This is a genomic window from Mesorhizobium sp. AR10, from assembly GCF_024746795.1.
Taxonomy (GTDB): domain Bacteria; phylum Pseudomonadota; class Alphaproteobacteria; order Rhizobiales; family Rhizobiaceae; genus Mesorhizobium.
The window spans coordinates 79,907-100,272 of sequence record NZ_CP080524.1; the positions used below are offsets into that span (position 1 = coordinate 79,907).

The 20,366-nt window shown below is 60.8% G+C and carries 21 protein-coding genes and 1 pseudogene; 4 read left to right on the forward strand and 18 right to left on the reverse strand.

The window, feature by feature from the left end:
- Window positions 1-63 precede the first annotated feature (63 nt).
- Both LHFGNBLO_RS03890 and LHFGNBLO_RS03895 read right to left on the reverse strand, forming a co-directional pair.
- Window positions 64-507 carry a (2Fe-2S)-binding protein gene (locus LHFGNBLO_RS03890; RefSeq protein WP_258604528.1) on the reverse strand — a complete coding sequence of 148 codons (444 nt, stop codon included), beginning with the start codon at window positions 505-507 and terminating at the stop codon, window positions 64-66.
- A gap of 271 nt (window positions 508-778) precedes the next feature.
- Complete coding sequence (locus LHFGNBLO_RS03895) at window positions 779-916, reverse strand: hypothetical protein (RefSeq protein WP_258604529.1); 138 nt, start codon at window positions 914-916, stop codon at window positions 779-781.
- A gap of 404 nt (window positions 917-1,320) precedes the next feature.
- On the opposite strand from LHFGNBLO_RS03895, the gene LHFGNBLO_RS03900 reads away from it, so the two are divergent.
- Window positions 1,321-2,310: an alpha/beta fold hydrolase gene (locus LHFGNBLO_RS03900; RefSeq protein WP_319944208.1), complete on the forward strand. Its 990-nt coding sequence runs from the start codon at window positions 1,321-1,323 to the stop codon at window positions 2,308-2,310.
- Window positions 2,311-2,781: 471 nt separating this feature from the next.
- On the opposite strand, the pseudogene LHFGNBLO_RS03905 reads toward LHFGNBLO_RS03900, so the two are convergent.
- The 5 genes and pseudogenes from LHFGNBLO_RS03905 to LHFGNBLO_RS03925 all read right to left on the reverse strand — a co-directional run.
- Window positions 2,782-2,985, reverse strand: a pseudogene (locus LHFGNBLO_RS03905) (chromosome partitioning protein ParB); the annotation flags it as partial.
- Between the two features lie 32 nt (window positions 2,986-3,017).
- A complete protein-coding gene (locus LHFGNBLO_RS03910; protein WP_258604532.1) occupies window positions 3,018-3,839 on the reverse strand; it encodes an aldo/keto reductase in 822 nt (273 codons plus the stop codon).
- A 405-nt stretch (window positions 3,840-4,244) separates the two neighbouring features.
- Entirely contained in the window at window positions 4,245-4,664 is a 420-nt protein-coding gene (locus tag LHFGNBLO_RS03915; RefSeq protein WP_258604533.1) for a DoxX family protein, read from the reverse strand.
- Window positions 4,665-4,678: 14 nt separating this feature from the next.
- Window positions 4,679-5,290, reverse strand: coding sequence for an FMN-dependent NADH-azoreductase (locus LHFGNBLO_RS03920; RefSeq protein WP_258604535.1), 612 nt, complete (start codon window positions 5,288-5,290; stop codon window positions 4,679-4,681).
- Between the two features lie 154 nt (window positions 5,291-5,444).
- On the reverse strand, window positions 5,445-6,473 hold the full coding sequence (locus tag LHFGNBLO_RS03925) for an aldo/keto reductase (protein ID WP_258604537.1): 1,029 nt from the start codon (window positions 6,471-6,473) through the stop codon (window positions 5,445-5,447).
- Between the two features lie 199 nt (window positions 6,474-6,672).
- On the opposite strand from LHFGNBLO_RS03925, the gene LHFGNBLO_RS03930 reads away from it, so the two are divergent.
- Both LHFGNBLO_RS03930 and LHFGNBLO_RS03935 read left to right on the forward strand, forming a co-directional pair.
- Complete coding sequence (locus LHFGNBLO_RS03930) at window positions 6,673-7,611, forward strand: LysR family transcriptional regulator (RefSeq protein ID WP_258604539.1); 939 nt, start codon at window positions 6,673-6,675, stop codon at window positions 7,609-7,611.
- Between the two features lie 37 nt (window positions 7,612-7,648).
- Window positions 7,649-7,780, forward strand: a complete 132-nt coding sequence (locus LHFGNBLO_RS03935; RefSeq protein ID WP_258604541.1) for a hypothetical protein — start codon at window positions 7,649-7,651, stop codon at window positions 7,778-7,780.
- Between the two features lie 144 nt (window positions 7,781-7,924).
- Here the strand turns inward: LHFGNBLO_RS03935 and LHFGNBLO_RS03940 are convergent, their stop codons facing one another.
- From LHFGNBLO_RS03940 to LHFGNBLO_RS03975, 8 genes are all read right to left on the reverse strand, one after another.
- Entirely contained in the window at window positions 7,925-9,439 is a 1,515-nt protein-coding gene (locus LHFGNBLO_RS03940) for a sugar ABC transporter ATP-binding protein (protein ID WP_258604542.1), read from the reverse strand.
- Entirely contained in the window at window positions 9,436-10,392 is a 957-nt protein-coding gene (locus tag LHFGNBLO_RS03945) for an ABC transporter permease (protein WP_258604543.1), read from the reverse strand. Before LHFGNBLO_RS03945 ends, LHFGNBLO_RS03940 begins: the two co-directional genes overlap by 4 nt.
- Window positions 10,389-11,399: an ABC transporter permease gene (locus tag LHFGNBLO_RS03950; protein ID WP_258604544.1), complete on the reverse strand. Its 1,011-nt coding sequence runs from the start codon at window positions 11,397-11,399 to the stop codon at window positions 10,389-10,391. The genes LHFGNBLO_RS03945 and LHFGNBLO_RS03950 overlap by 4 nt, the downstream gene beginning before the upstream one ends.
- A gap of 89 nt (window positions 11,400-11,488) precedes the next feature.
- Window positions 11,489-12,541 (reverse strand): sugar ABC transporter substrate-binding protein, encoded by a 1,053-nt coding sequence (locus tag LHFGNBLO_RS03955; RefSeq protein ID WP_258604545.1) that lies wholly within the window; start codon window positions 12,539-12,541, stop codon window positions 11,489-11,491.
- A gap of 168 nt (window positions 12,542-12,709) precedes the next feature.
- Window positions 12,710-13,543 (reverse strand): amidohydrolase family protein, encoded by an 834-nt coding sequence (locus LHFGNBLO_RS03960; RefSeq protein ID WP_258604546.1) that lies wholly within the window; start codon window positions 13,541-13,543, stop codon window positions 12,710-12,712.
- Window positions 13,544-13,565: 22 nt separating this feature from the next.
- Window positions 13,566-14,366 carry an SDR family NAD(P)-dependent oxidoreductase gene (locus tag LHFGNBLO_RS03965; RefSeq protein WP_258604548.1) on the reverse strand — a complete coding sequence of 267 codons (801 nt, stop codon included), beginning with the start codon at window positions 14,364-14,366 and terminating at the stop codon, window positions 13,566-13,568.
- Between the two features lie 17 nt (window positions 14,367-14,383).
- Window positions 14,384-15,499 carry a mandelate racemase/muconate lactonizing enzyme family protein gene (locus tag LHFGNBLO_RS03970; protein ID WP_258604550.1) on the reverse strand — a complete coding sequence of 372 codons (1,116 nt, stop codon included), beginning with the start codon at window positions 15,497-15,499 and terminating at the stop codon, window positions 14,384-14,386.
- An 8-nt stretch (window positions 15,500-15,507) separates the two neighbouring features.
- Window positions 15,508-16,440 carry a substrate-binding domain-containing protein gene (locus LHFGNBLO_RS03975; protein ID WP_258604551.1) on the reverse strand — a complete coding sequence of 311 codons (933 nt, stop codon included), beginning with the start codon at window positions 16,438-16,440 and terminating at the stop codon, window positions 15,508-15,510.
- Window positions 16,441-16,566: 126 nt separating this feature from the next.
- Here LHFGNBLO_RS03975 and LHFGNBLO_RS03980 point away from each other — a divergent pair, with 126 nt between their 5' ends.
- Window positions 16,567-17,325, forward strand: a complete 759-nt coding sequence (locus tag LHFGNBLO_RS03980) for a FadR/GntR family transcriptional regulator (RefSeq protein WP_258604555.1) — start codon at window positions 16,567-16,569, stop codon at window positions 17,323-17,325.
- Window positions 17,326-17,607: 282 nt separating this feature from the next.
- Here LHFGNBLO_RS03980 and LHFGNBLO_RS03985 read toward each other — a convergent pair whose 3' ends face one another.
- The 3 genes from LHFGNBLO_RS03985 to LHFGNBLO_RS03995 all read right to left on the reverse strand — a co-directional run bounded on the left by LHFGNBLO_RS03985 (window position 17,608) and on the right by LHFGNBLO_RS03995 (window position 20,329).
- A complete protein-coding gene (locus LHFGNBLO_RS03985) occupies window positions 17,608-18,723 on the reverse strand; it encodes an alkene reductase (RefSeq protein ID WP_258604557.1) in 1,116 nt (371 codons plus the stop codon).
- A 45-nt stretch (window positions 18,724-18,768) separates the two neighbouring features.
- A complete protein-coding gene (locus LHFGNBLO_RS03990) occupies window positions 18,769-19,059 on the reverse strand; it encodes an ArsR/SmtB family transcription factor (RefSeq protein ID WP_258604558.1) in 291 nt (96 codons plus the stop codon).
- Between the two features lie 283 nt (window positions 19,060-19,342).
- The gene (locus LHFGNBLO_RS03995) at window positions 19,343-20,329 is read right to left on the reverse strand and encodes a sugar ABC transporter substrate-binding protein (protein ID WP_258604559.1); all 987 of its coding nucleotides are present in this window, start codon (window positions 20,327-20,329) and stop codon (window positions 19,343-19,345) included.
- Window positions 20,330-20,366 lie beyond the last annotated feature (37 nt).

Here is a 20,366-nt window from a genome sequence, read left to right on the forward strand (position 1 = left end):
CCAAAAAATTCCGCCGACTGACTGCAGAGGGGCTCTTTTCGTCAAGGACAGCGAACATGGCGACTATGCTTCCTTGATCGCTTGGCGAATACGCGGATACGTGCAGCAACGACAGATGTTGCCTGACATCGCGGCGTCGATAGCCTCATCATCAGGTCTCGGGTTGCGGGCAAGCAACGCCGAGGCCGCCATGATCTGACCGCACTGACAGTAGCCGCATTGAACAACCTCAACGGCTAGCCAGGCCTTTTGAATGCGCCTGCCTTCTTCCGTTTCGCCGATCCCTTCAATCGTCGTTATGTTGCCGCGCAGTTCGCCGATCGGCAGCATGCATGACCGAATTGGCTTCCCGTCCAAATGCACGGTGCAAGCTCCGCATTGCCCAATACCGCATCCAAACTTGGTGCCCGTCATGCCCAGCAGGTCGCGCAACGCCCAAAGCAACGGCATGTCGGACGGCCCGTCGAGCTGCACGCTTTTTCCGTTCACAGTCGCCGAAATTGCCATGGCTAAGCCTTTCCAAATCGATGCGCGCAGGCGAAAGGGCCTGGCAAAGTCAGGTGTCATTCTGGTTCGGCAGCGCTGGGAGCATCCTGAATGGATTAGCGCAGCCGCCTTGAGCGTGCCGGTGGGCGAATGCGGCGCCGGTGCCCGTCCCTCGCGAAAGGGAGCGTGTCGCGTCGTCTACCTGAGTGAGGATTTAGCCAGATCGGCCGCCGATTGATTTGATGGCCATGCCGAACTTTTATATTTTTGCCGGAGAGTGGGGGAAAGCGACCTATCCCGTCTGCTCAATCGCGTTGAGATTGGCGCCGACTTGACGCGTCGTCCCACAGGACAAAACGACGTTGTCGTATCGCGAGAAATTCTCGACGAACAGCCACTCGGTGGTTGCCGCCTCCTTATGGTCCCGCATTCGATGACCGCGTGGCTTTTTGCCCTAAGATTGCCTATGCAACGTACCCAAAGCGAAAAGGGTCGCGAAGGGCGTCGTGCAATGCCAAGTGGCTTTGGCCGATATGAGATTGGCCAATCGAATGAATACAGCGGTGCATTGATCACCCCAGAGATCGCGTCTTGTCAGCTTTGGCTGTCCTTCGACCAATTAAGTTGATCGCCCGGCGTGAATCGGCTTCGGGATCCGACGGCTGGCGAAGGAGCCTGATATGACGTTATTGCCTCAAATACTGCCATGCAGCCTTCCGAAGTCCCGCATGCTGAAAAGCCCCAAAAGTCCAAGAAGCCGCAAGAACCTACAATAAAGATGGGAAGGACGCCCTTAATCAGAAGACGTGCCGGACAGCCCAGCGCACTGTCGAGATGGAGCCATCAGTGACAAGCGAATTTTCCCTCCCCCTCTCCCGGCGGCAGGCCCTCGTGGCTGGGGCGACCGCATCTCTCGTCATGGCCGCGCCGTCCCTCGCCGCTACCAAAAAGCACCCAAACACGCCCAATGGAGCAGTTCCCATGACCGAAGAGTACGTAAGGACAAAAGACGGCGTCGACATATTCTACAAAGATTGGGGTCCGAAACACGCGCAGCCAATCGTGTTTCATCATGGCTGGCCACTGTCTTCAGACGACTGGGACACCCAGATGCTGTTCTTCTTGGCAAACGGGTATCGCGTCATCGCCCACGACCGCCGCGGTCACGGCCGCTCCTCGCAGGTCAGCGAGGGTCACGACATGGATCACTACGCAGCCGACGCGGCTGCAGTGTTCGAGCATCTCAACCTCAAGAACGCCGTCCACATCGGACATTCGACAGGCGGAGGCGAAGTGGCCCGTTATGTCGCAAAATTCGGCGAGCCACAGGGCCGCGTGGCCAAGGCCGTCTTGGTGAGTGCTGTCCCACCGCTGATGCTGAAGACAGACGCCAATCCAGGTGGTCTGCCGATCGAAGTCTTCGATGGCCTACGCAAGGCCCTTGCGGACAACCGCAGCCAATTCTTCATCGACCTGCCGACCGGGCCATTCTACGGCTTCAACCGTCCGAATGCGAAGACGTCGCAGGGGCTGATCCAGAACTGGTGGCGGCAGGGCATGATGGGCAGTGCGAAGGCCCATTATGAAGGGATCAAGGCATTTTCGGAAACGGACCAGACCGAAGACCTTGAAAGGATCAAGGTCCCGACGCTCGTGATGCACGGCGACGACGACCAGATCGTGCCGATCGACGATGCTGGCAAACTATCGGTCAAGCTCCTGAAAAACGGCACTATCAAAATTTATCCGGGCTATCCGCACGGCATGCTGTCGACCAACGCCGACACAATAAATTCGGATCTGCTTGCCTTCATAAAGAGCTAAGCCGACACCCTGCAAGATCACGCCCCACCCGATTGATGCGGTGGGGCGCGCCGCCGATTTCAAACTCAGCGGCCTCATTTCCCAAAGCGCGATAATGTCCGCACTGCCGCCGTACCAATCTCCCTGGCAGACCCCTTCCTGTCGAAGAGCGCCTTTCAACTGCCGAAGCTGGCCAGCGCCAAACGAACCATTTTCGCCGGGCTAAGCGCGCCGGGCGTCGCGATCCACGTCTTCCAAGCGACGTGAGCCGCGCGAGCTTCGGACAGCCGACCCTCGAACAGCGTCATTGCAGAGGCCTTTGGAAGCGCAAAAGGCGACTTCATCACCGCGAATCAACCCAGAAGGTCGAGGTCGCTCGCCGCGGCTGCAGCGACGATGAGCAGACGGATCCATGGCAGAGCGAAATGAAGACTTTCACCCCACCTGCCGCCCGAGATGGTAGAACGCGCCGGCGGTTGGATCGCTTCGGGTCTCGTCGAGGCTGATTTCATGCACATCGTTCACGGTATCGATGACACAACGGATCGGTTCCGTCTTGATCTGTTTGCGCTTTACGCGCAGCTGCTGCACCAGTCTGCGGCCTTCGCCGATACTGACAAAGTAGAAGCCGGTTTCGCTCCCTTCTCCGTCAAACTCCGGCTCGACAACAAGGCTTTGAAAGATGCCCTTTGCTGCGGTGGCTCGCCGCGTAGGGGAAGCCATCGACGTCAGTCCCAGTCCGGCGCAAGACTTGGCGGATTGACGATCCGGCTGTCCGGTTTGGCCAGCCGGCCGATCGCCACCATCTCCTCGGGCGACAACTCGAAATCGAAGACGGCCGCGTTGCCCGCGACGCGGTCGGGGTTGGTGCTTCGCGATAGCGCCACCACGCCGTCCTGCTGGACCAACCAGCGGAGGACGATCTGTGAAAGTCTTGCCATGCCGCGCCGCGATCTCATTGAGAGTCGGATCTTTGAAACGCGGCCGATCGCCATGGCGCAATAGGCGATGACGGACAGGCCGGCCTCCCGCGCTGCGGAGACCAGCAACCGTTGGTCCAGATAGGGGTGGTATTCGAACTGGTTGGCGACGAGAGACACGTCCGAAAGCCGGACGGCCTCTGCCATGAGCGTCCGGTTGAAGTTGCTAACGCCGATGTGACGCACTTTCCCCGCTCGCACCGTATCGTTGAGCGCGCCGATCTGATCGGCGAGGGGCACAGTGTTGCTCGGCCAGTGCAGCAGCAGCAGATCGATATAGTTGGTGCGGAGCTTTCGAAGGCTTTCGTCAACCGACAGGGCAAATTGAGCAGGAGCGTAGTTGCTCACCCAAACCTTCGTAGTGATGCATACATCTGAGCGAGAGAGACCAAATGCAGCCACGCCTTCGCCGACGTCGGCCTCGTTTGAATAGATCTGCGCCGTATCGATGTGCCGAAATCCTGCCTGCAGCGAGGCGGTGACGATGTAGGACAGCGCGGGTCCTGTCATCCCGTAGGTGCCAAAGCCGAGCGAGGGAATATGGCCACCATTCGCCGTGACGGTTTGCATATTTGTTCCTCCTTATTCGGGGCACTCAACGGGTGTGTCGAAATCGAGATCGGGCCCAATCGGCACGATGCCGCTGGGATTGAGCCAAGGATGGCTGGCCATTGGTGTGCGGGATGCTGACCGTCGGGCGGACTAGCGATGCTGATAGAGCCGCTTCGTATGCACCATAGCCGTGGATAGTCGGTGATTTCGGCGATGGGGCGATAGGGCGATGCTTGATTAGGGCATGACTCACGGGTTCGGAGAACCTGGGCTGGCAGGCTTGAAATTGAAGCGGGCACCGCAAGTTTGCCTTGCGTGTGCCCGCTCTCCAGAATGCTGCCGCCACGAGCCGGCCCCAACAGCGCCGCACGGCGGCGTCCCGGATCGGTTTCGCGGGCCGACGGACGCCGCGACCCGGAGGGTCTATGCTGCCCGAAGACGGAGGCCGCGTGCGTCGAGGCTGAGCGACGTCGCGCCGAACGCCACGACCTGCAGCAGACCGCCGGTGATCATGATGTTCTTGAGGAAGTGGATCATCGTGTTCTGATCGGCGAAATTGTTGTGGAAGAAGACGGCCGTGGCGATCGTGAAAACCGCCAGCAAGGCAGCGATCAGACGCGTCTGGAAGCCGATAAGGAGCAGAAGACCGCCGCCGATCTCTGCGGCCAGCGCGATCACATAGCCGAGGAGCGGAAGCGGCAGACCGACAGAAGCGATGTAGCCTTGCGCCGCTGCCGGCGCGCCGAGCTTGGTAAGGCCGCTCATGATGAAGATGACCGCAATCAGAATGCGACCGACGGCGGCGATGGTGGGAGCATATTTTTCCATTGAACTGTCTTTCATCGAGTTGGATTCTGTCAGGCGGCGAGCGCGGCGATTTCAGTCTTCGCCTTGGCGATCGCGGCCGCCTTGGCTTCTTCCCCGAGGTTGAGCCCTTCGGCCCGCACGACGGTCACATCGGTGAGGCCGATGAAGCCGAGCACGCCCCTGAGGTAGGTCTCATGGTGTTCGAGAACGGCGGCGGGGCTGTCGCCGGTGTAGACACCGCCACGCGAGGAGGCGATGAAGACCTTCTTGCCGTTCGGCAGCAAGCCCTCGGGACCGTTCGCACCGTACTGGAAGGTCCGGCCAGCGACGCAAACGCGGTCGATCCAAGCCTTGAGCTGCGAGGGGACCGAGAAATTGTACATCGGAGCGCCGATGACGATGATGTCGGCTGCAAAAAGTTCATCGATATAGGCGCCACCGGCGGCGAGATCCGCGCCGAGGGCAGGATCCGTCACCGCGCCGCCCTGGAACACAGCCATATGGTGGTCAGAGAGGTGCAGGGCCGCGTCGATGACGAGGTCGTGATAGATCACCTTTGAATCTGGATGCAGCGCCTGTTGCCGCGCCACGATTTCGGCGGACAGCGAACGGCTGACGGAATAACCGCCAAGAATACTTGAATCGATGTGCAGGATCGTCATGGAAACGGCCTCCGGGTTACGCGTGGGTGGCGTGGATGCTGGTGTGAGGGAATTTTTTGAGCGCGTGAAACATGGATGGTGTCGTCTCACGCGCGCTGCGACTCGAATAGCCGTGATATTCCGACGCAATCTATCGGCTGGACCGATGGATGCTTTACGCGCGTCGCTTGGGAGAATTGCCAGTGCTTCCTGGGACCGCTGCGCCTGGTGGCTTAAGGCCGGCCGCCGACGATGGTGCCGGGCTTGAACGCGTATCAAGCGCGTTCAGCTCGTGCATGCTGAGGGTGATGTCCAACGCGCCGAGGTTTTCAGATAGGCGCGACCGCCGGCTCGTCCCGATCAACGGAACGATGTCGTCGCCGCGCGATAGCATCCAGCTGATCGCCACTTGCGCGGGTCTACAGCCGTTCGATTTGGCCAACTGTTCAAGAAAATCAACCGCTTCGAGGTTCTTCCGTAAGTTCGCGCCCTGGAGCCTCGAGAAGGAGGCGGCAAGCTGTTCGTTTACGACACCCCCACGCATGGTCCCGGTAAGCAGACCTTGGGACACGACGCCATAGGCAACCACGCCAATACCCAACTCACGCGCCAAAGGCAGCATCTTGCGTTCGATGAATCGGCTTGCCAACGAGTATTCGATTTCCAGGGCCGCGACCGGATGCGTGCTATGGGCTCGGCGAAGATTGTCCGCGTTGACCTCGGAGACGCCGAGATAGCGGACCTTGCCCTCGCTGATCAGCTCGGCGATCGCGCCGATCGTTTCTTCGTAGGGTACTGACGGGTCGGCGCGCGCCGGCTGATAGAGATCGACGTAATCCACGCCCAGACGCTGCAATGAATAGGTAGCATAATTCTTAATTGAAGTTGGTCGTCCATCCATGCCGAGGATGGCGCCGGTATGGGTCCGTTGGATGCCGCACTTCACGCTGATGAAGGCCCGATCCCGGCGCCGGCAGATCGCCCTGACGACCAAGGCCTCGTTATGACCCATGCCGTAGAAATCGCCCGTGTTGAGCAAGGTGATTCCGGCGTCTAGCGCCGCTTCAATGGTCGAGAGACCCTCGCGCTCGCTGTGACTGTCGCGTTCCGGTTGCCGCCCGCCCATGATGGTCGACATCCGCATACAGCCGAGACCTATTGCGGAAACCAATGGGCCGTCGCGACCGAGGCGCCGTGTCTTCATTTGCGTGTTCCTTCGGTGACTGACCGCGAGGCCGAAATCCTCTTTGAGCTTCGGCAAACTACTCAAGCCGCGGCAGTCTCCGAGGGATCGGCGCTCGTTTCCCAACGACGCTTTCGGGATTCTTGCATCATTGCGATTATTGGAAAATCCGCTATATTTCGATCTTTCGTATCGGAGTGGCCGATGGATTGGATGTGACATGCTCGACGGCGTCTCCCTTGATCAGCTTCGGACCTTCATTGCATCTGTGGATGAAGGCAGCTTCTCGGCAGCCGCCCGCAAGGTGCGCCGCGCGCAGTCGGTCGTCAGCGATCTGGTTAGCGGGCTTGAGGCGCAAATTGGCGTGTCGTTGTTTGATCGCTCCGGGCGCTACCCGAAATTGACGCCGGCCGGCGCCGTCCTGCTTGCTGATGCCCGGGGCATCGTCTCTGGCGTCGATTTCATGAAGGCGCGGGCGAAGGGGATGGCGTCTGGCATCGAACCGGAACTCTCTGTGGTCGTGGACGTCTTCTTCCCGATAGAGGCCATTACAGAGGCAGCAAAGGAGTTTCGGGAGCATTTTCCGAGAACACCGCTTCGGCTTTTTGTCGAGGCGTTGGGCGGTGCCTACCAGCCGGTCCTTAGCGGAACCGCCAGTATCGGCATCGTCGGGTCGCTGCCGACCATGCCACCATCCCTCACCGGAGAACGGTTGATCGGGCTGGCGTTCATGATGGTCGCGGCGCGTGATCACCCGCTGGCGCAGATCAAGGGAACGATTCCGAAATCGGAACTGGCAAAGCATGTGCAGCTTGTGCTGACCGACAGGTCCGAACTGTCAGCAGGACACGAGTTCGGCGTTATGTCTTCATCAACCTGGCGACTTGCAGATCTCTTCGCCAAGCACGCCTTTCTCCTCAGTGGCCTTGGCTGGGGTGGCATGCCGCTGCATGCCGTCCGGCGTGATATGGCCGAAGGGAGATTGGTAGAGCTATCAATTGAGGACGTTCCACCGGGCGGACTCATACTGCCCATATCCGCGGTTTATCCGACGTCCGCACCGCCGGGGCCTGCCGGCCGTTGGCTCATCGAACGTCTGAAGCATTGTCAAACAGAGCTGCCGGCTGTTGGAGGAGCGGCTACCGGGACTTTGTGTTGAGCCTGATGTGGGGGCCGCGCACCGATTCCGCGACTTCATGCATAGTTCGGTCGACACTTTCGGCGGCGGGCTGGTGCAAGGCACCCCACGGCTTTTGGAGAACTGGATCGACGAGGACAAAAAAAGCGTCAGGTTCCTGTTCGAAACGCTGCGCGGCTCCAACGGGTGAGCCATAGTGCCTCCGCAAAGGCGACGCGATCACAGCAAGCTAAGGCCAAGGTGGCAGCTGTTACCCTGACGCCGGGCCGCTTTCTCAGAATAGATCATAACGTTTCGCCGAGGATCACGCCCCCATAGATCGCAGTTCGCGTCGTCATCCGACACCTCCTGTGGTCACGGAGTGGATCGCCTCCATGATCCTGGTACTAGCCGTTTCGTAGCGTCTGTCGTTGACGAATTCGTCGATTAGCCCGAACTCATGCATAACCAGGATGCGATCGGCCATCGCCACCATTTCGGGCATATCGCTTGAGATGAGCAGGATTGCCATCCCTCGGTCTGCAAGCTCGTTGATGAGTTCGTGAATGTAGGACTTGGCCTTGATGTCGATACCGACGGTAGGCTCGTCGATGATGAGAATGTCGACGTCGGCCGCCAGCCACTTCGCCAGCGATACCTTTTGTTGGTTGCCGCCCGACAGATTCCCAACGCGCTGTTCGAGGTTCGGGGTACGTATCTCGAGTCGCGCGGCCAATGGCGCGGCAAGAGCGACCTCATCGTCGCGAGTAAGCAGGCCGAGCGTGCGGGCGATCGAGTCCCAAACGGTGATCGCGATGTTGCTGCGAATGGGGTGATCAACGATTACACCCTCGTACTTTCGATCCTCACTCACATAGCCGATACGAAGTCGCTTGATGGCATCGCGCACCGAGCGCACGCGTACCGCCGCGCCATCGACCAGGACCTGGCCGGAACGAATCTTGCCTTGCCCGAGAAGCGCACGGGCAAGTTCAGTCCGGCCCGCTCCCACCAAGCCATACAGGCCAAGGATCTCTCCCCTGTGAAGAGTAAAGTCGATGGCCTCGTGCCCAAACGAAGTGGCGAGCGCCTGAGCCTGCAACCGCGGCTGATCCAGCTGCGGCCCCCGCTTTCGCGGCAGGACAGGACGTTCTGATCTACCGATCATCGCCTCGATCAAATTCCCTCGCGTCATACCCACCACCGGTGCGGCCATCAACGTCGTCTCGCCGTCTCGCAGAACGGTGACTCGGTCGCAGAGTGACAGTACTTCCTCGATCTTGTGACTGACGAAGAGGATCGCCGTCCCCGCCTCCCGCAGCTGGCGGACGAGCCGAAAGAGCGTCTCCGCCTCTGCCTCGGTGAGTGACGCGGTAGGCTCGTCGAGCAACAGCACATTTGCCTTGTGGCTGAGAGCCTTTGCGATCTCGACCATCTGCATTTGGGCAACGCTTAGTCGACGGACCTCCGTAGCCGGATCGATATCGAGCCCCACTTTAGCCAGGTGCTGCCGCGTCTCCGAATGCGCCCGCGCGAAGTCTACCAGTCCATTGCGCGTCGGGAGCCGCTCCAGGAGAATGTTCTCGGCCACCGAAAAGTGCGGGATGAGGTTGCGCTCCTGGTGGACGACGGCGATGCCCGCAGCGATTGCATCCCTGGGCGAGTTGAAAACGAGGTCTCGATCTTCGAGTTTGAGCGTCCCGGAGTCAGCTCGGTAGACCCCCGTGATGATCTTGATCAGGGTCGACTTGCCTGCGCCATTCTCTCCCATCAACGCATGAATCTCGCCACCCACCAGCGTGAGGGAGGCGTCATTGAGAGCGCGAACGCCCGGAAACGACTTGGTGATGCTCTGGAGGGCGAGACTCATCGTGCTCTCTCCATGCGTACCGTGCGGATACGGTTGATCCAGACTGCGGCAAGGATCAATGCGCCGAGCAGGAACGTTACCCAATAGGGATCGACTGCGAGAAGGACCATCGCGTTCTGGATCAGGCCGATGAGAACCACGGCGATCACGGTCCCGGTTATCGACACAGATCCGCCCGAAAGACTGGCACCTCCGATGATCGGCGCGGCAAAGGAGATGATCAGCCAGTCCGATCCGATCGTGGGCTGAGCCGATCCGAGTTGCGCCACCGCAAGCACGCCCGCAATGGCGGCGATGAGACCAGAGAGACCATGGGCCAGCATGATTGTCCGCGACACCGAGATGCCGGAAAGCTCGGCCGCGTTGCTGTTGCCGCCGACTGCGAGCAGGTGACGACCCTTGACGGTGCGATTGAGGAAGATCGCGAGCAAGGCGGTGACGATGATCGGAACGATCATCAGGAGTGGAAACGCTCCGATGCGACCATTGCCGAATGCGACAAAGTCAGCCGGCAGGTCATAGAACGGCACGGCCTTGGTGAGGCCGAGATTGATGCCAGTGAATGCCGAAGCAGTGGCCAGGGTAACCACGAAGCCGTTGATACCGGTCCGGACCGTCAGCCAGCCGTTCAGCAAGCCGGCCGCGCCACCGACTAGGACCGCAATGCACGCAGCCGGGATGGCGGGGACCCCCCACGCATCCATCAGGCCCCCGACGAGGATAGCAACCAACCCTCCCAAGGCGCCGACCGAGAGGTTCATCTGACCCACGGCGAGCATGATCATCTGACTGAAAGCCGCCAACGCGACCACGCAGATGCTGCGCAGCAGCACGAACCAGTTGAATTCCGTGTTGAAGGTAGGGTTTGCAATGCTCAGCGCCACGATGCCCAGCACCACTGCGAGGAGGATCCCCGACCATTGCTGGCGAAGCAGGAAGGTGACCGGCTTCATGCCTGCCTCGTCTGTTCGCGGGCAGACAGCACCGATCGATATCGTTCGACCAGGATGGCGGCGAGGAGGAATACTCCAAGGAAGAACTGCAGCCAGAAGCTCGCGAATTGCAGGATCAAAAGCCCGCTTCGAATAGTGGAAACCAGCAGCGCACCCAGGATCGTGCCGATCACCGATACAGCACCGCCGGCGAGTGACGTGCCACCGATTACAGGCGCCAGAAAAGACGGTAGAAGCCAATCGTCGCCGGCCACTGCCGGCATTGCCGCTCCGAGCCGTGCCATCAACATCAGGGCCGCAGCGGCCGCCAGGACTCCCGACAGCACATGCACGAAGACGATCACGCGGGACACCGGTATGCCCGACATCTCGGCGGCTCTGGAATTGGCACCAACCGCAAGAATCTGACGTCCCAGAACGCTCTGCGCGAACAGGAGGTAAAGCAGCCCGCCGATCGCCAGGGCCACGATAGCAAGTGCTGGAACAGGACCGACCGCTGCCTTGCCGAAGACACCAATTTCGGGCGGCAGGCCGTTGAGCGGTACACCATGGCTGAGGATCAGCATGCCGCCCGAAAACAGGCTGGCCGTGGCCAGCGTCACCACAAAGCTGTTCACGCCGGTCTTGGTGATGGCGATCCCGTTAAGCCACCCGAGCACGCCACCGAAGGCCAGCGTAGCGGCGATCGCGAGGGGTATGGGCAGCCCCAGCACCTGAAGAAAGTAGCCGGCGAGCATGACCGAACAGACGCCGATGGCGCCGACCGAGAGGTTCATGCCACCCGTCGCGAGGACTACCATCTGGGCGAAACCCACCACGACGTCCACGGCCACCGAGCGGCCTATTGAATTGAGATTGAAGGTCGACAGGAAGCCCGGCGACAGGCTCGCGAATACCGCCCAGACGACAGACAGGATGATCAAAAGGCCGAATTGGGTGGAGCCCCGCGTCAGCAGTCCTGTGATCGAAGTGGATGCACCCGAGCTTGACGGGATTTGCGTTGTCATTGGCTTCTCGCGACTGACGTGATCTGTCCCGGCGTAGTGGTCGGCGCCAGGTGGACGGGCGGCACCGTGGATCGGAGCCGCCCGCACGACTATTTGCAGGTGAGGTAGGTGTCCTTGAAGGTCGCCTGCATCTTCTTGGTCACGGCCTTCAGGTCTTCGGCATAGGTGCCGACGTTAGCTTCCGAGATCACGACCGTGCCTGAATCGACGAAATGGGCGGTCTGCGGAGTGGTGATCCACGGCGCATCCGCCTTTATGGTGCAACCACCCGCCAGCAGATCGAGCGCATAGGCGCCGATATAGGCCTGCCCATAGGGGTTCTGGGCGATCGTACCTGCGACAAAGCCGTCACGAATGCCGTTGAGCACGATCTTGTCGTCGTCGATGCCGACCATCTTGATCCGCTTGTCGCCCAAATTGCGGAGCGCGGTGGCGGTGACGACAGAGGAGATATACGCGGTAGCGATGATGCCGCCGATCTTGTCCTTCTGAGCGGCCAGCAGGGCATTGATCTTCTGGTCTCCCTGTTCCTGGTTGTCGGTGTCACCGACAGTCTGCAGAAGCGTGACCGCACCATTGGTCTCGTCGACCGCCTTCTGCACCGCCTGCTCGCGCAGCGTGGTGTTCGGGTCGACCAGAAGCCCCGCCACATGGACGATGGCGCCCTTGCCGCCCATGGCTTCGATCAGCGCCTTGGTGCCGACATAGGCGGCCTGAAACACGTCCGTGGAGAAGCAGAATGCCGCGTCGGTCGGGTCCTTGGCGCAGCCGGCGACTGCGATCGAAGGAATTCCGCCTGCCTTCAGTTCTCCCAGGGTAGAGTTGATGCCAACCGCATCGCCCGGGAAGATACCAAACGCGTTCGTGCCCTGCGCAGCGAGGCTTTCGAGCAACTGCGTCTGAGCCTCCAGCTTCCACTCGGCGGGCACCTGATACTCGACCTTCGCAATGCCGAAATCCTTTGCGGCGTCAGCCAGCCCGGGCTCCCAGCCAGCAAAATACGGGTGGGGACCACCCGGCACGAGCGCAATCCGGTGATCGGAAGCGACCGCGGGGGCCAGCGCGAGCGGGCCCGCGAGGCACGCAGCGAGTACGCCCCGACCGACGCGTTTCACACCGGCGGTCACGAATCTCGTCTCCATTTGTCCAATCCTCAATTTATCCTCCTAAGTTGTTCACTGGTCATCTTGGCGCCCAGCTTTGCGCCCATGCCCCGACCATTGTTGGACTGGTTCCCCAGTGGCCCAATCAGAGGATCGGTAAACTGCTAGGCCACCTCGCGATCGGACCGCGAAGTCGCTCAATTCGGCCTATAGGCCGTAGAACCTTTCGGCGTTCGAGGCCCAAACCTTCTGCTGGTCGGCGCGTGTCATGTGCTTGAGAGCGGCATCGACGACATCGACCCACCTGCCGTAGTCAGCGACCAGGTTGACCACGGGCCAGTCGCTTCCGAAGACGAGGCGGTCCGGCCCGAAGATATCGATGACCGTTTCCAGATAGGGCAGCACCCGCTTGGACGTCCATTCCGGGCCGTCTTCGGTCAGGATACCGGAGAGCTTGCAATGGACGTGATCGAGTTGACGGAACTCTTCCATGTCACGGGCCCAGGACGCGAGTTCTCCCTGGTTGATCATGGGCTTCGCCATATGGTCGACGATGACCGGGAGGTCAGGGTAGCGCTCCACGAAACGCACTGCATTGAGTATGTGCCGCGGTTTGATCAAGGCGTCGAAACGCAGGCCGAGCTCGGGAAGCTTCCTTACCACCGCATCGAGTTCGGGACGCAGGATCCAATCATCCTCGGGGAGGTCCTGCAGGTAAGGACGAATACCCTTCAATACCGGCGAACGAGCCCATTGCTCGAGGTCTCGGACCGCGTCGGGAGCCAACATATCCACCCACCCGACGACGCCGCGGATGAAGTCGTGTCCGTCGGCAAGACCCAGGAGATAGCCCATCTCCTCGATGGTGGACGCCGCCGAGACCAGTACGCAGCCCTCGACGCCGTTCGCTTCCATCAGCGGTCTGGCATCACGGGGACCGTAGTCCCGGTAAAGAACCTTCAGTTCGGGCGTCATCCAGAGCGAGTAGGATCGCTCCATCGCCAGGGTCCAGAAATGCATGTGGGTGTCTATGCGACGCATGCCTATTCTCCGTCCTTACCGCCTAGAAAATCCGGAGGCCCGCCAGGAGGCCGCCATCAGCGGTGAATTGCGCTCCCGTGCAGAACCCCGACCTGGGACTTGCGAGAAAGGCGGCGAGTTCGGCGATCTCCCAGGCGTGACCGAGGCGTCCAAGAGGCACTGGTTTTGCGAACTCGCGGTACATCTCCTCGACGCTGCGTCCATTTCCATTCGCTTTTGCAAAGTGTTCCTGCATCGGCGTGATGATCGACCCCGGGCAGATCGTGTTTGCGCGAATGTTGTGCTTGGCCAGGTCTACGGCCAGAGTGTGGGTGAACGTAACGATGGCGCCTTTTGTGGTTGCGTAGGCGCAGACGCCGGGTGTGTTCGACGTGGCCTGCACCGAGGCCACGGTGATGATCGACCCACCCTGGCTGGCGATCAGGTGCGGCACACCGTAATGGCAAGCGAGATACATCGACTTCACGTTGACCGCGAAGGTACGGTCCCAGGTGGCTTCGTCCGTTTCCAGCACATCGCCAACGGGGTGAATGGCGGCAGAGCAAACCAGTATGTCGAGACCTCCGAAGGTCTGGACGGTCCGATCAATCGCGTGGCTTACAAATGCAGATTGGCTGGCATCGCCGAAAAGGCCAACAGCTTTGAGCCCATCGTCGGTGAATTCCTTCGCGACGATGAGTGTATCGTCCGCGTGACCGACTATGGCGACGCTGGCTCCCCGCTCGGCAAGCAACCGGGCCGTGGCCAGGCCAATGCCGGAACTTCCCCCGAGTACAAAAGCCGTTCGGCCCTCGAACTCGCGCTCCACTGGTAGAAGCTTCATCGTCCCTCCCTCCGGCACTAGCAGGACTGACCGAATGCCGCTACCGCCTGGTCGGTCAGCGTGCAGCCGGCCCCGGGCATCTGAGGCCGGACATAGTGGCCGTCCTCCACCTTGATGGGCTCGACAAAACAGTCCTTGATCCAGGGAATGTATTCCAGCATCGAAGTCGCCGGATGCCAGTATGAAAGGTGGACATGCACCTGCCCCATGTCGCCCACATGGGCGACTACAGGCAGGCGGTGCGAGTGCGCGTTATGCGCGACCTGGATGTACTCGGTGATACCGGCGACACGTGTGACGTCAGGCTGCACATATTGCACCGCGCCGGCGCCGATGAAGGTATTGAACGCGTCGGCGGTATAGAGCTGCTCGCCGAGAGCCACGGGGATCGACGTCGATCGCGCAAGTGCTGCGTGGGACCCCACATCGTCGTACCACATGGGTTCCTCGAACCAGAACACGTCGAGCGGTTCGGCCCGAGCGCAGAACCGCTGACAGGTCGGCAGATCCCATTTGCCGTTTGCATCGATTGCGATTGTGACACTGGGACCGACGGCCTTCCGCACGGCCTCGAAGCGATCGATATCGATCATGGGATCCGCATGGCCGACCTTGATCTTCAGACGGCGAAAGCCGTCATGCTCGATCGCCCGCTTGCTGCCATCAACCAGTCTGTCCTTGGGAATGGAGAGCCAACCGATATCGGTGTTATAGGCTTCGAGCAGCTCTGTCGTGGCACCGCCCAGAAGCTTCCAGAGCGGCAGCCCGGCGGCTTTGCCGCGGAGATCCCACAAAGCAATATCGATCGCCGCCAATGCGATATGGGTGACGCCGGCCCTGCCCACCCACTGGACCGCAGGGAAACGCGCCAGCTTCAGCCAGAGCCGATCTCCGTCGCGTGCGTCCTCACCCATCAGCATCGGCCCGTAGGATTTGGCGATACAGGAGGTCACCAGCCGGTCAGACTCGAGGTGAGCGTGGGTGCCAGTGTAGCCGTATCCGAAAAGGCCGTCGTCCGTGCCGATCTTGACCCCGACGATTCCCCAGTGGGTGATCGTATGCGTTGAGTCCGAGATCGATGGGACGTTTATCGGAGCGTGCAGGATGAAGGGCTCGACGGAAGTGATTTTCATGTGGTGACCTAGCGGATGGATTGCTTGCTGAGATGGCGAACCAGTTCGACGTTTTGGCGATCGACGATCGCGGCACCGGCGTCCAGGGATGACGGCATGAGGCCGAACCGCCGGTAGAGAGCGAGTTGCACGATTGGATAGAAACCCTGAGTGTAGGGCTGTTGATCGACGACGCAGTCGACATGCCCCTCGGCGATAAGGTCGACGATCCCGGGCGACAGATCAAAGCCCGCCGCATAGATGCCATGCTTCCGACCCGCCCTGGCTACCAGCCCGGCGGCCTCGGTATCCGGCTGTCCGGTGCCAATGATTGCGCGGGCGCCCAGACGGAACAATGCTTCATCGAGAATCTCGGCGCCCCTCGCCGGAGCGCGCCCGGTGATGACGCGTGTGACAACCACGCTCCGCGATGCGAGACCCGCCTCGATCCCTGCCGCCCGCTCTTCCAGTGCCCCCACCCCGTCGTCATGCATGGCGACGATGATGTGTTCGCCATCGGCAACAGACGCCGCGGCGCGGTGTCCCAGGACCGTGCCGGCGGCAACGAAATCCTGCATGATGTAGCTGAGATTGCCGCTGCCGGTCTTGGCCGCGTCGATGTTGAAGGCGACCACCGGCACGCCAGCGGCACCTGCTTCGGCGATAACGCCTGCCAGGGCAGTCGGGTGAAAAACATTCAGCCCGATGCCGTCGATGCCATCGCGGATGGCAGATCGAACAAGGCCGAGCACCTCTCCAATGTCGAAGCCGGGGGTGCCGACCAGATCTGCGTCCACGTTTAAGGCCGTAGCCGCGTCGCGCATTCCGCGCTCGACGACATGGAACAGCTCCTCATCGCTTGCGATCGTGATCAGACGGAACCGCAGTCTATTGTCAATCATGCGAATCCTCCCTGATTCCGGTTCGCGGCGCTGGTGTTGTCCAGTCGTCCAGTGGTCCAACCACTTGACCAATAATCCGACTTCGCTTACGCCGTCAACGAGAAACTTCCATCCGGTGGCTTGCCCATGCGCTAGACTATCGGCAGGTGCGCCGCTGACCTTTCAGACCGACGCAGAGGGACCAATTTGCGCAGCAACGACTTTACCGATCCGGCATCCCCCTCCGAGGAGAGGGCCACGGCACGCCTGCCGCAATTGGAGTCGACCCGTCTTTATCGGCGGATCGCCGAACTCCTGGAGACGCGTATCGATCAGGGGTTGTTCCCCGCCGGCACCTTCTTGCCGTCGGAGCGGGAGCTTGCCGAACAACTGGCGGTAAGCCGGACGTCGGTACGCGAGGCTCTTATTGCCCTTGAGGTGACCGGTCGCGTCGCGATCCGACCGGGCCATGGGGTCCAGGTACTGTTGGGCGCGCAGCGTCCGGCGGCACAGAATCCGTCTGAAGTGGATATCGGCCCCATACAGATCATGGAGGCAAGACGCGTGATCGAGCCTCGTGTCGCGGAACTGGCAGCCGCCAATCACAGGCAAGAGAACCTGGACGGCATGCGCGCCGCGATGGACCTGCAAGCATCGGCAACGTCTGCCACTCCGGAGAACTATCGAGAGGGGGATCGCCTGTTTCACGTCGAGATCGCCCGAGCGAGCGGAAACCCCGCGTACGAGGTGGTCGTCTCCAAACTATGGGAATACCGGACCAAGCCACTCTTCGAACGCTTCGAGCAACTGCTTCTGGGACCCGATCGTCCGGGCCGAACTGCCGCCGAACATCAAAATATCTTCGAGGCTATCGCCGCCGGCGATGCAACAGCTGCAGGAAAGACGATGAAGCAGCATCTCGACGGTGTGCTGAGTGCCTTTATCAAGGGCTCTACCCCGGAATAACCACGACGGACACTCGCCAATTAACGATGGGCTAGCAGAGCCCACGCTCCCACACAGAGCATCCAGACCTCTCCTCTGCAAAAGCAGAGCGGCGGGACAAGCCCGTCGCTTTGAGTTGTCGGAACCGGCCGGTCAGTGGCCGAAGAGGTTGCGAGCGGCGCCCTGCGGAGCCTAGACGGTTTCCGTCGACTTTGAGATCGAAGCGGTAACCGAACGGTCGACGACGGGCTGGTTGTTGGAGCCGTAGTCTTGCTTGACCTCGCAATGGGATCTTGCCGCTACTCAGGCCGCAGTCGGATAGTCCGTGTAGCCCGTGGCACCGCCGCCATAAAACGTTGCCGTGTCCGGATCGTTCAGTTCGGCATTACGCTTCAATCGGCTGACGAGGTCCGGATTGGCGATGAAGAGCTTGCCGAACGCGACGAGGTCGGCGTGGCCGTCCGCAACGGCCGTTTCGGCCAATTCCTTACCGTAGCCGTTGTTCACCAGCCAGGCGCCGTCTCCGCCGGCTTTGTGATAGGTGGCTTTGAGTTCCGCATAGTCGAATGGTTTATCTCCTTGCCGGAAGTCGCGCGCGCCGCCAGTCGCCCCTTCGACGATATGGATATAGGCGAGGCCGCGACTGCCCAGGCCTGCCACCACATGGTTGAAAAGCAGCTGCGGATTGGCATCCGAAGTGTCGTTGGCGGGCGTCACCGGCGACAGCCTGATCCCGGTCCTGCCGGCGCCGACAGCGCCAGTGACCGCGTCGACCACCTCGAACAGAAAGCGCGTCCGGTTCTCGATGGAGCCGCCATAATCATCGGTGCGATGGTTGGTGCCCGAGCGCAGAAACTGGTCCACGAGATATCCATTGGCACCATGGATCTCGACGCCGTCGAAACCCGCCTCCTCGACCGCCGCCTTGGCGGCGCGGCGAAAATCATCGACGATGCCGGGGATTTCGGCCGCATCTAGCGCGCGCGGCTCGGAGGTCTCAGCGAACTCGCCGCTGCCATCCGGCTTGACAAGAAAAGTCTTGGATTTTGCCCTTATCGCGGACGGCGCCACCGGCTTGCCGCCGCCAGGCTGCAACGTATTGTGCGAGATGCGCCCGACATGCCAGAGTTGGACCACGATCTTGCCGCCGGCCTTATGAACGGCGTCGGTGACGCGCTTCCAGCCGGCAAGCTGATCCGCGCCATAAAGGCCGGGTACGTTGGCGTAGCCCTGGCCCTGATGGCTGATGGCGGTGGCCTCGGTCACGATCAGCCCGGCCGTGGCGCGCTGGCCGTAGTAGGTTACCGAGAGGTCGCCGGGCACCGCATTGGGTGAGCGATTGCGCGTCAGCGGCGCCATGACGATGCGGTTCGCCAGTGCCAGGTCGCCGGCCCGCAGGGGATCAAAGAGGTTAGCCATGAGAAATGCCTTTCATGCATTCGGGGGAGGAAATGGGGAGGATCGTCAGAGATCGGACAGGGCGGCCTGAAAAGCGGCGATGGTTTCTTCGTTGCGCTTGTAGAACACCCATTGGCCGACCCGCCGCGTGGTAACGAGGTCGGCCGACGCCAGCGTCGCCAGATGCCCGGAAACACTGGACTGCGCCAAGCCGCGATGGTCGAACTGGCTGGCGCAGACGCCCATCTCAAGCGGGTGCACCTGCGCGGCGAAGTGCCGTTCAGGCTCCTTCAACCACGCCAGGACATCACGTCGAAACGGGTGCGCCAGCGCCTTCATTATGATGTCGTGGTCCATCTTCACCTGCATCGATCTCAACCGATATATAGATCGGGAAGAGACGATATGGCAGGAAATCCATCCCATTCTTGAGGATGATCGGAGAAAGCAATTGTCTCGTATGGCACGAAGCCGGAATTGCCGCCCCGGGGCGCACGAAGAGGCGATCGCCGCGACGCTGTGCTGAGCGCCTTCATCAAAGACTCCGCCCCGAAGTCTACAACGGGCGCGCTTGCCAGATAAACACCTCCGGTCACGGCGAGGGCAGATTGCCCTCGACGTGACCGTCATTTGGAATCGGTTATTTGAAGTCCCGCGACCAGAGATCCGGCGTGTCCTTGATAGTCGCCGGCGTCACAACGCGCCCCTTGGCAAGGCAGCCATCCGGTCCGCACTTCGGATCCTCCCCCTTCTTGATGGCGACAAGGACGCGAACGGCTTCCTTGGCCTGCAAATATGCGTCCCAGGTGGTCGAGACGTCGATGTAGCCATCTTCCATCGGCTTCACGGCCGCTGACAGGAGGTCATTGGTTGCGAGCCACATATGCTTCGGTTCGCCCGTCGGTGCCCATCGGCCGGCCTTTTCCAGGGCGGCCTGGATCGATGGAAACGCGAAGTCGCTCGCCGCGAAGACACAATTGGCCTCCGGCTTCGCGGTCAGAGCATTGGTGAGACCCGAGAGAAAAAGCTCGGGATTCCATTCCGTCGGTACCTGGAGAATCGTCTCGTACTGACTGGTCTCCTTGCCGACTTCATTCCAGCCCTTGCTCCGGTTGACCGCATTGATGTCGGTCAGCATGCCCTGAAGCTCGATGCACTTTCCTTTCACTCCTGCCTTCTTCAGGATCTCGGCAAAAGCCAATCCGGTGCTGCGCGCCTGGTCATAGCTGTCGCCCCCCACATGCGCAGTCGGCTTCCCACTTGTGGAGCCCCGATCGAATGTGACGAAAGGTATTCCAGCTTCCTTTGCCGCCTTGATCGACGTCCCGATCGCGCCCGAGTCGAAGGCACGGGCGATGATGACGTCGACGCCGGCAGTGATCAGATCGTCGATGTTCGCCGCCTGACGGGCAGGATCGGCATTTGCGACGTTGATCGTCCATTCGAATTCCAACCCGGCAGCCTTGCCTTGCTTATCTCCCTCGGACTTCAGGAAGGTCTCCCATGCCGTCTGAAGTGTGGATTCCTTGGTGTCCAGCGAGAACCCGACTTTCAGCGGCTCGGCATGAACAGGCGACAGGCCTGCGAGACCGAGCAATAACGCAGCACTTAGAATGTAACGTTTCATTTGTTTCCTCCTTTGGTTGATTGGCTTGTGCGCATAT

What these genes read in the sequence shown, in the direction of transcription:
- LHFGNBLO_RS03890 (WP_258604528.1), bottom strand. Translation starts at nt 507, where the DNA reads ATGGCAATTTCGGCGACTGTGAACGGAAAAAGCGTGCAGCTCGACGGG.
- LHFGNBLO_RS03895 (WP_258604529.1), bottom strand. Translation starts at nt 916, where the DNA reads ATGCGGGACCATAAGGAGGCGGCAACCACCGAGTGGCTGTTCGTCGAG.
- LHFGNBLO_RS03900 (WP_319944208.1), top strand. Translation starts at nt 1,321, where the DNA reads ATGGAGCCATCAGTGACAAGCGAATTTTCCCTCCCCCTCTCCCGGCGG.
- LHFGNBLO_RS03910 (WP_258604532.1), bottom strand. Translation starts at nt 3,839, where the DNA reads ATGCAAACCGTCACGGCGAATGGTGGCCATATTCCCTCGCTCGGCTTT.
- LHFGNBLO_RS03915 (WP_258604533.1), bottom strand. Translation starts at nt 4,664, where the DNA reads ATGAAAGACAGTTCAATGGAAAAATATGCTCCCACCATCGCCGCCGTC.
- LHFGNBLO_RS03920 (WP_258604535.1), bottom strand. Translation starts at nt 5,290, where the DNA reads ATGACGATCCTGCACATCGATTCAAGTATTCTTGGCGGTTATTCCGTC.
- LHFGNBLO_RS03925 (WP_258604537.1), bottom strand. Translation starts at nt 6,473, where the DNA reads ATGAAGACACGGCGCCTCGGTCGCGACGGCCCATTGGTTTCCGCAATA.
- LHFGNBLO_RS03930 (WP_258604539.1), top strand. Translation starts at nt 6,673, where the DNA reads ATGCTCGACGGCGTCTCCCTTGATCAGCTTCGGACCTTCATTGCATCT.
- LHFGNBLO_RS03935 (WP_258604541.1), top strand. Translation starts at nt 7,649, where the DNA reads ATGCATAGTTCGGTCGACACTTTCGGCGGCGGGCTGGTGCAAGGCACC.
- LHFGNBLO_RS03940 (WP_258604542.1), bottom strand. Translation starts at nt 9,439, where the DNA reads ATGAGTCTCGCCCTCCAGAGCATCACCAAGTCGTTTCCGGGCGTTCGC.
- LHFGNBLO_RS03945 (WP_258604543.1), bottom strand. Translation starts at nt 10,392, where the DNA reads ATGAAGCCGGTCACCTTCCTGCTTCGCCAGCAATGGTCGGGGATCCTC.
- LHFGNBLO_RS03950 (WP_258604544.1), bottom strand. Translation starts at nt 11,399, where the DNA reads ATGACAACGCAAATCCCGTCAAGCTCGGGTGCATCCACTTCGATCACA.
- LHFGNBLO_RS03955 (WP_258604545.1), bottom strand. Translation starts at nt 12,541, where the DNA reads ATGGAGACGAGATTCGTGACCGCCGGTGTGAAACGCGTCGGTCGGGGC.
- LHFGNBLO_RS03960 (WP_258604546.1), bottom strand. Translation starts at nt 13,543, where the DNA reads ATGCGTCGCATAGACACCCACATGCATTTCTGGACCCTGGCGATGGAG.
- LHFGNBLO_RS03965 (WP_258604548.1), bottom strand. Translation starts at nt 14,366, where the DNA reads ATGAAGCTTCTACCAGTGGAGCGCGAGTTCGAGGGCCGAACGGCTTTT.
- LHFGNBLO_RS03970 (WP_258604550.1), bottom strand. Translation starts at nt 15,499, where the DNA reads ATGAAAATCACTTCCGTCGAGCCCTTCATCCTGCACGCTCCGATAAAC.
- LHFGNBLO_RS03985 (WP_258604557.1), bottom strand. Translation starts at nt 18,723, where the DNA reads ATGGCTAACCTCTTTGATCCCCTGCGGGCCGGCGACCTGGCACTGGCG.
- LHFGNBLO_RS03990 (WP_258604558.1), bottom strand. Translation starts at nt 19,059, where the DNA reads ATGGACCACGACATCATAATGAAGGCGCTGGCGCACCCGTTTCGACGT.
- LHFGNBLO_RS03995 (WP_258604559.1), bottom strand. Translation starts at nt 20,329, where the DNA reads ATGAAACGTTACATTCTAAGTGCTGCGTTATTGCTCGGTCTCGCAGGC.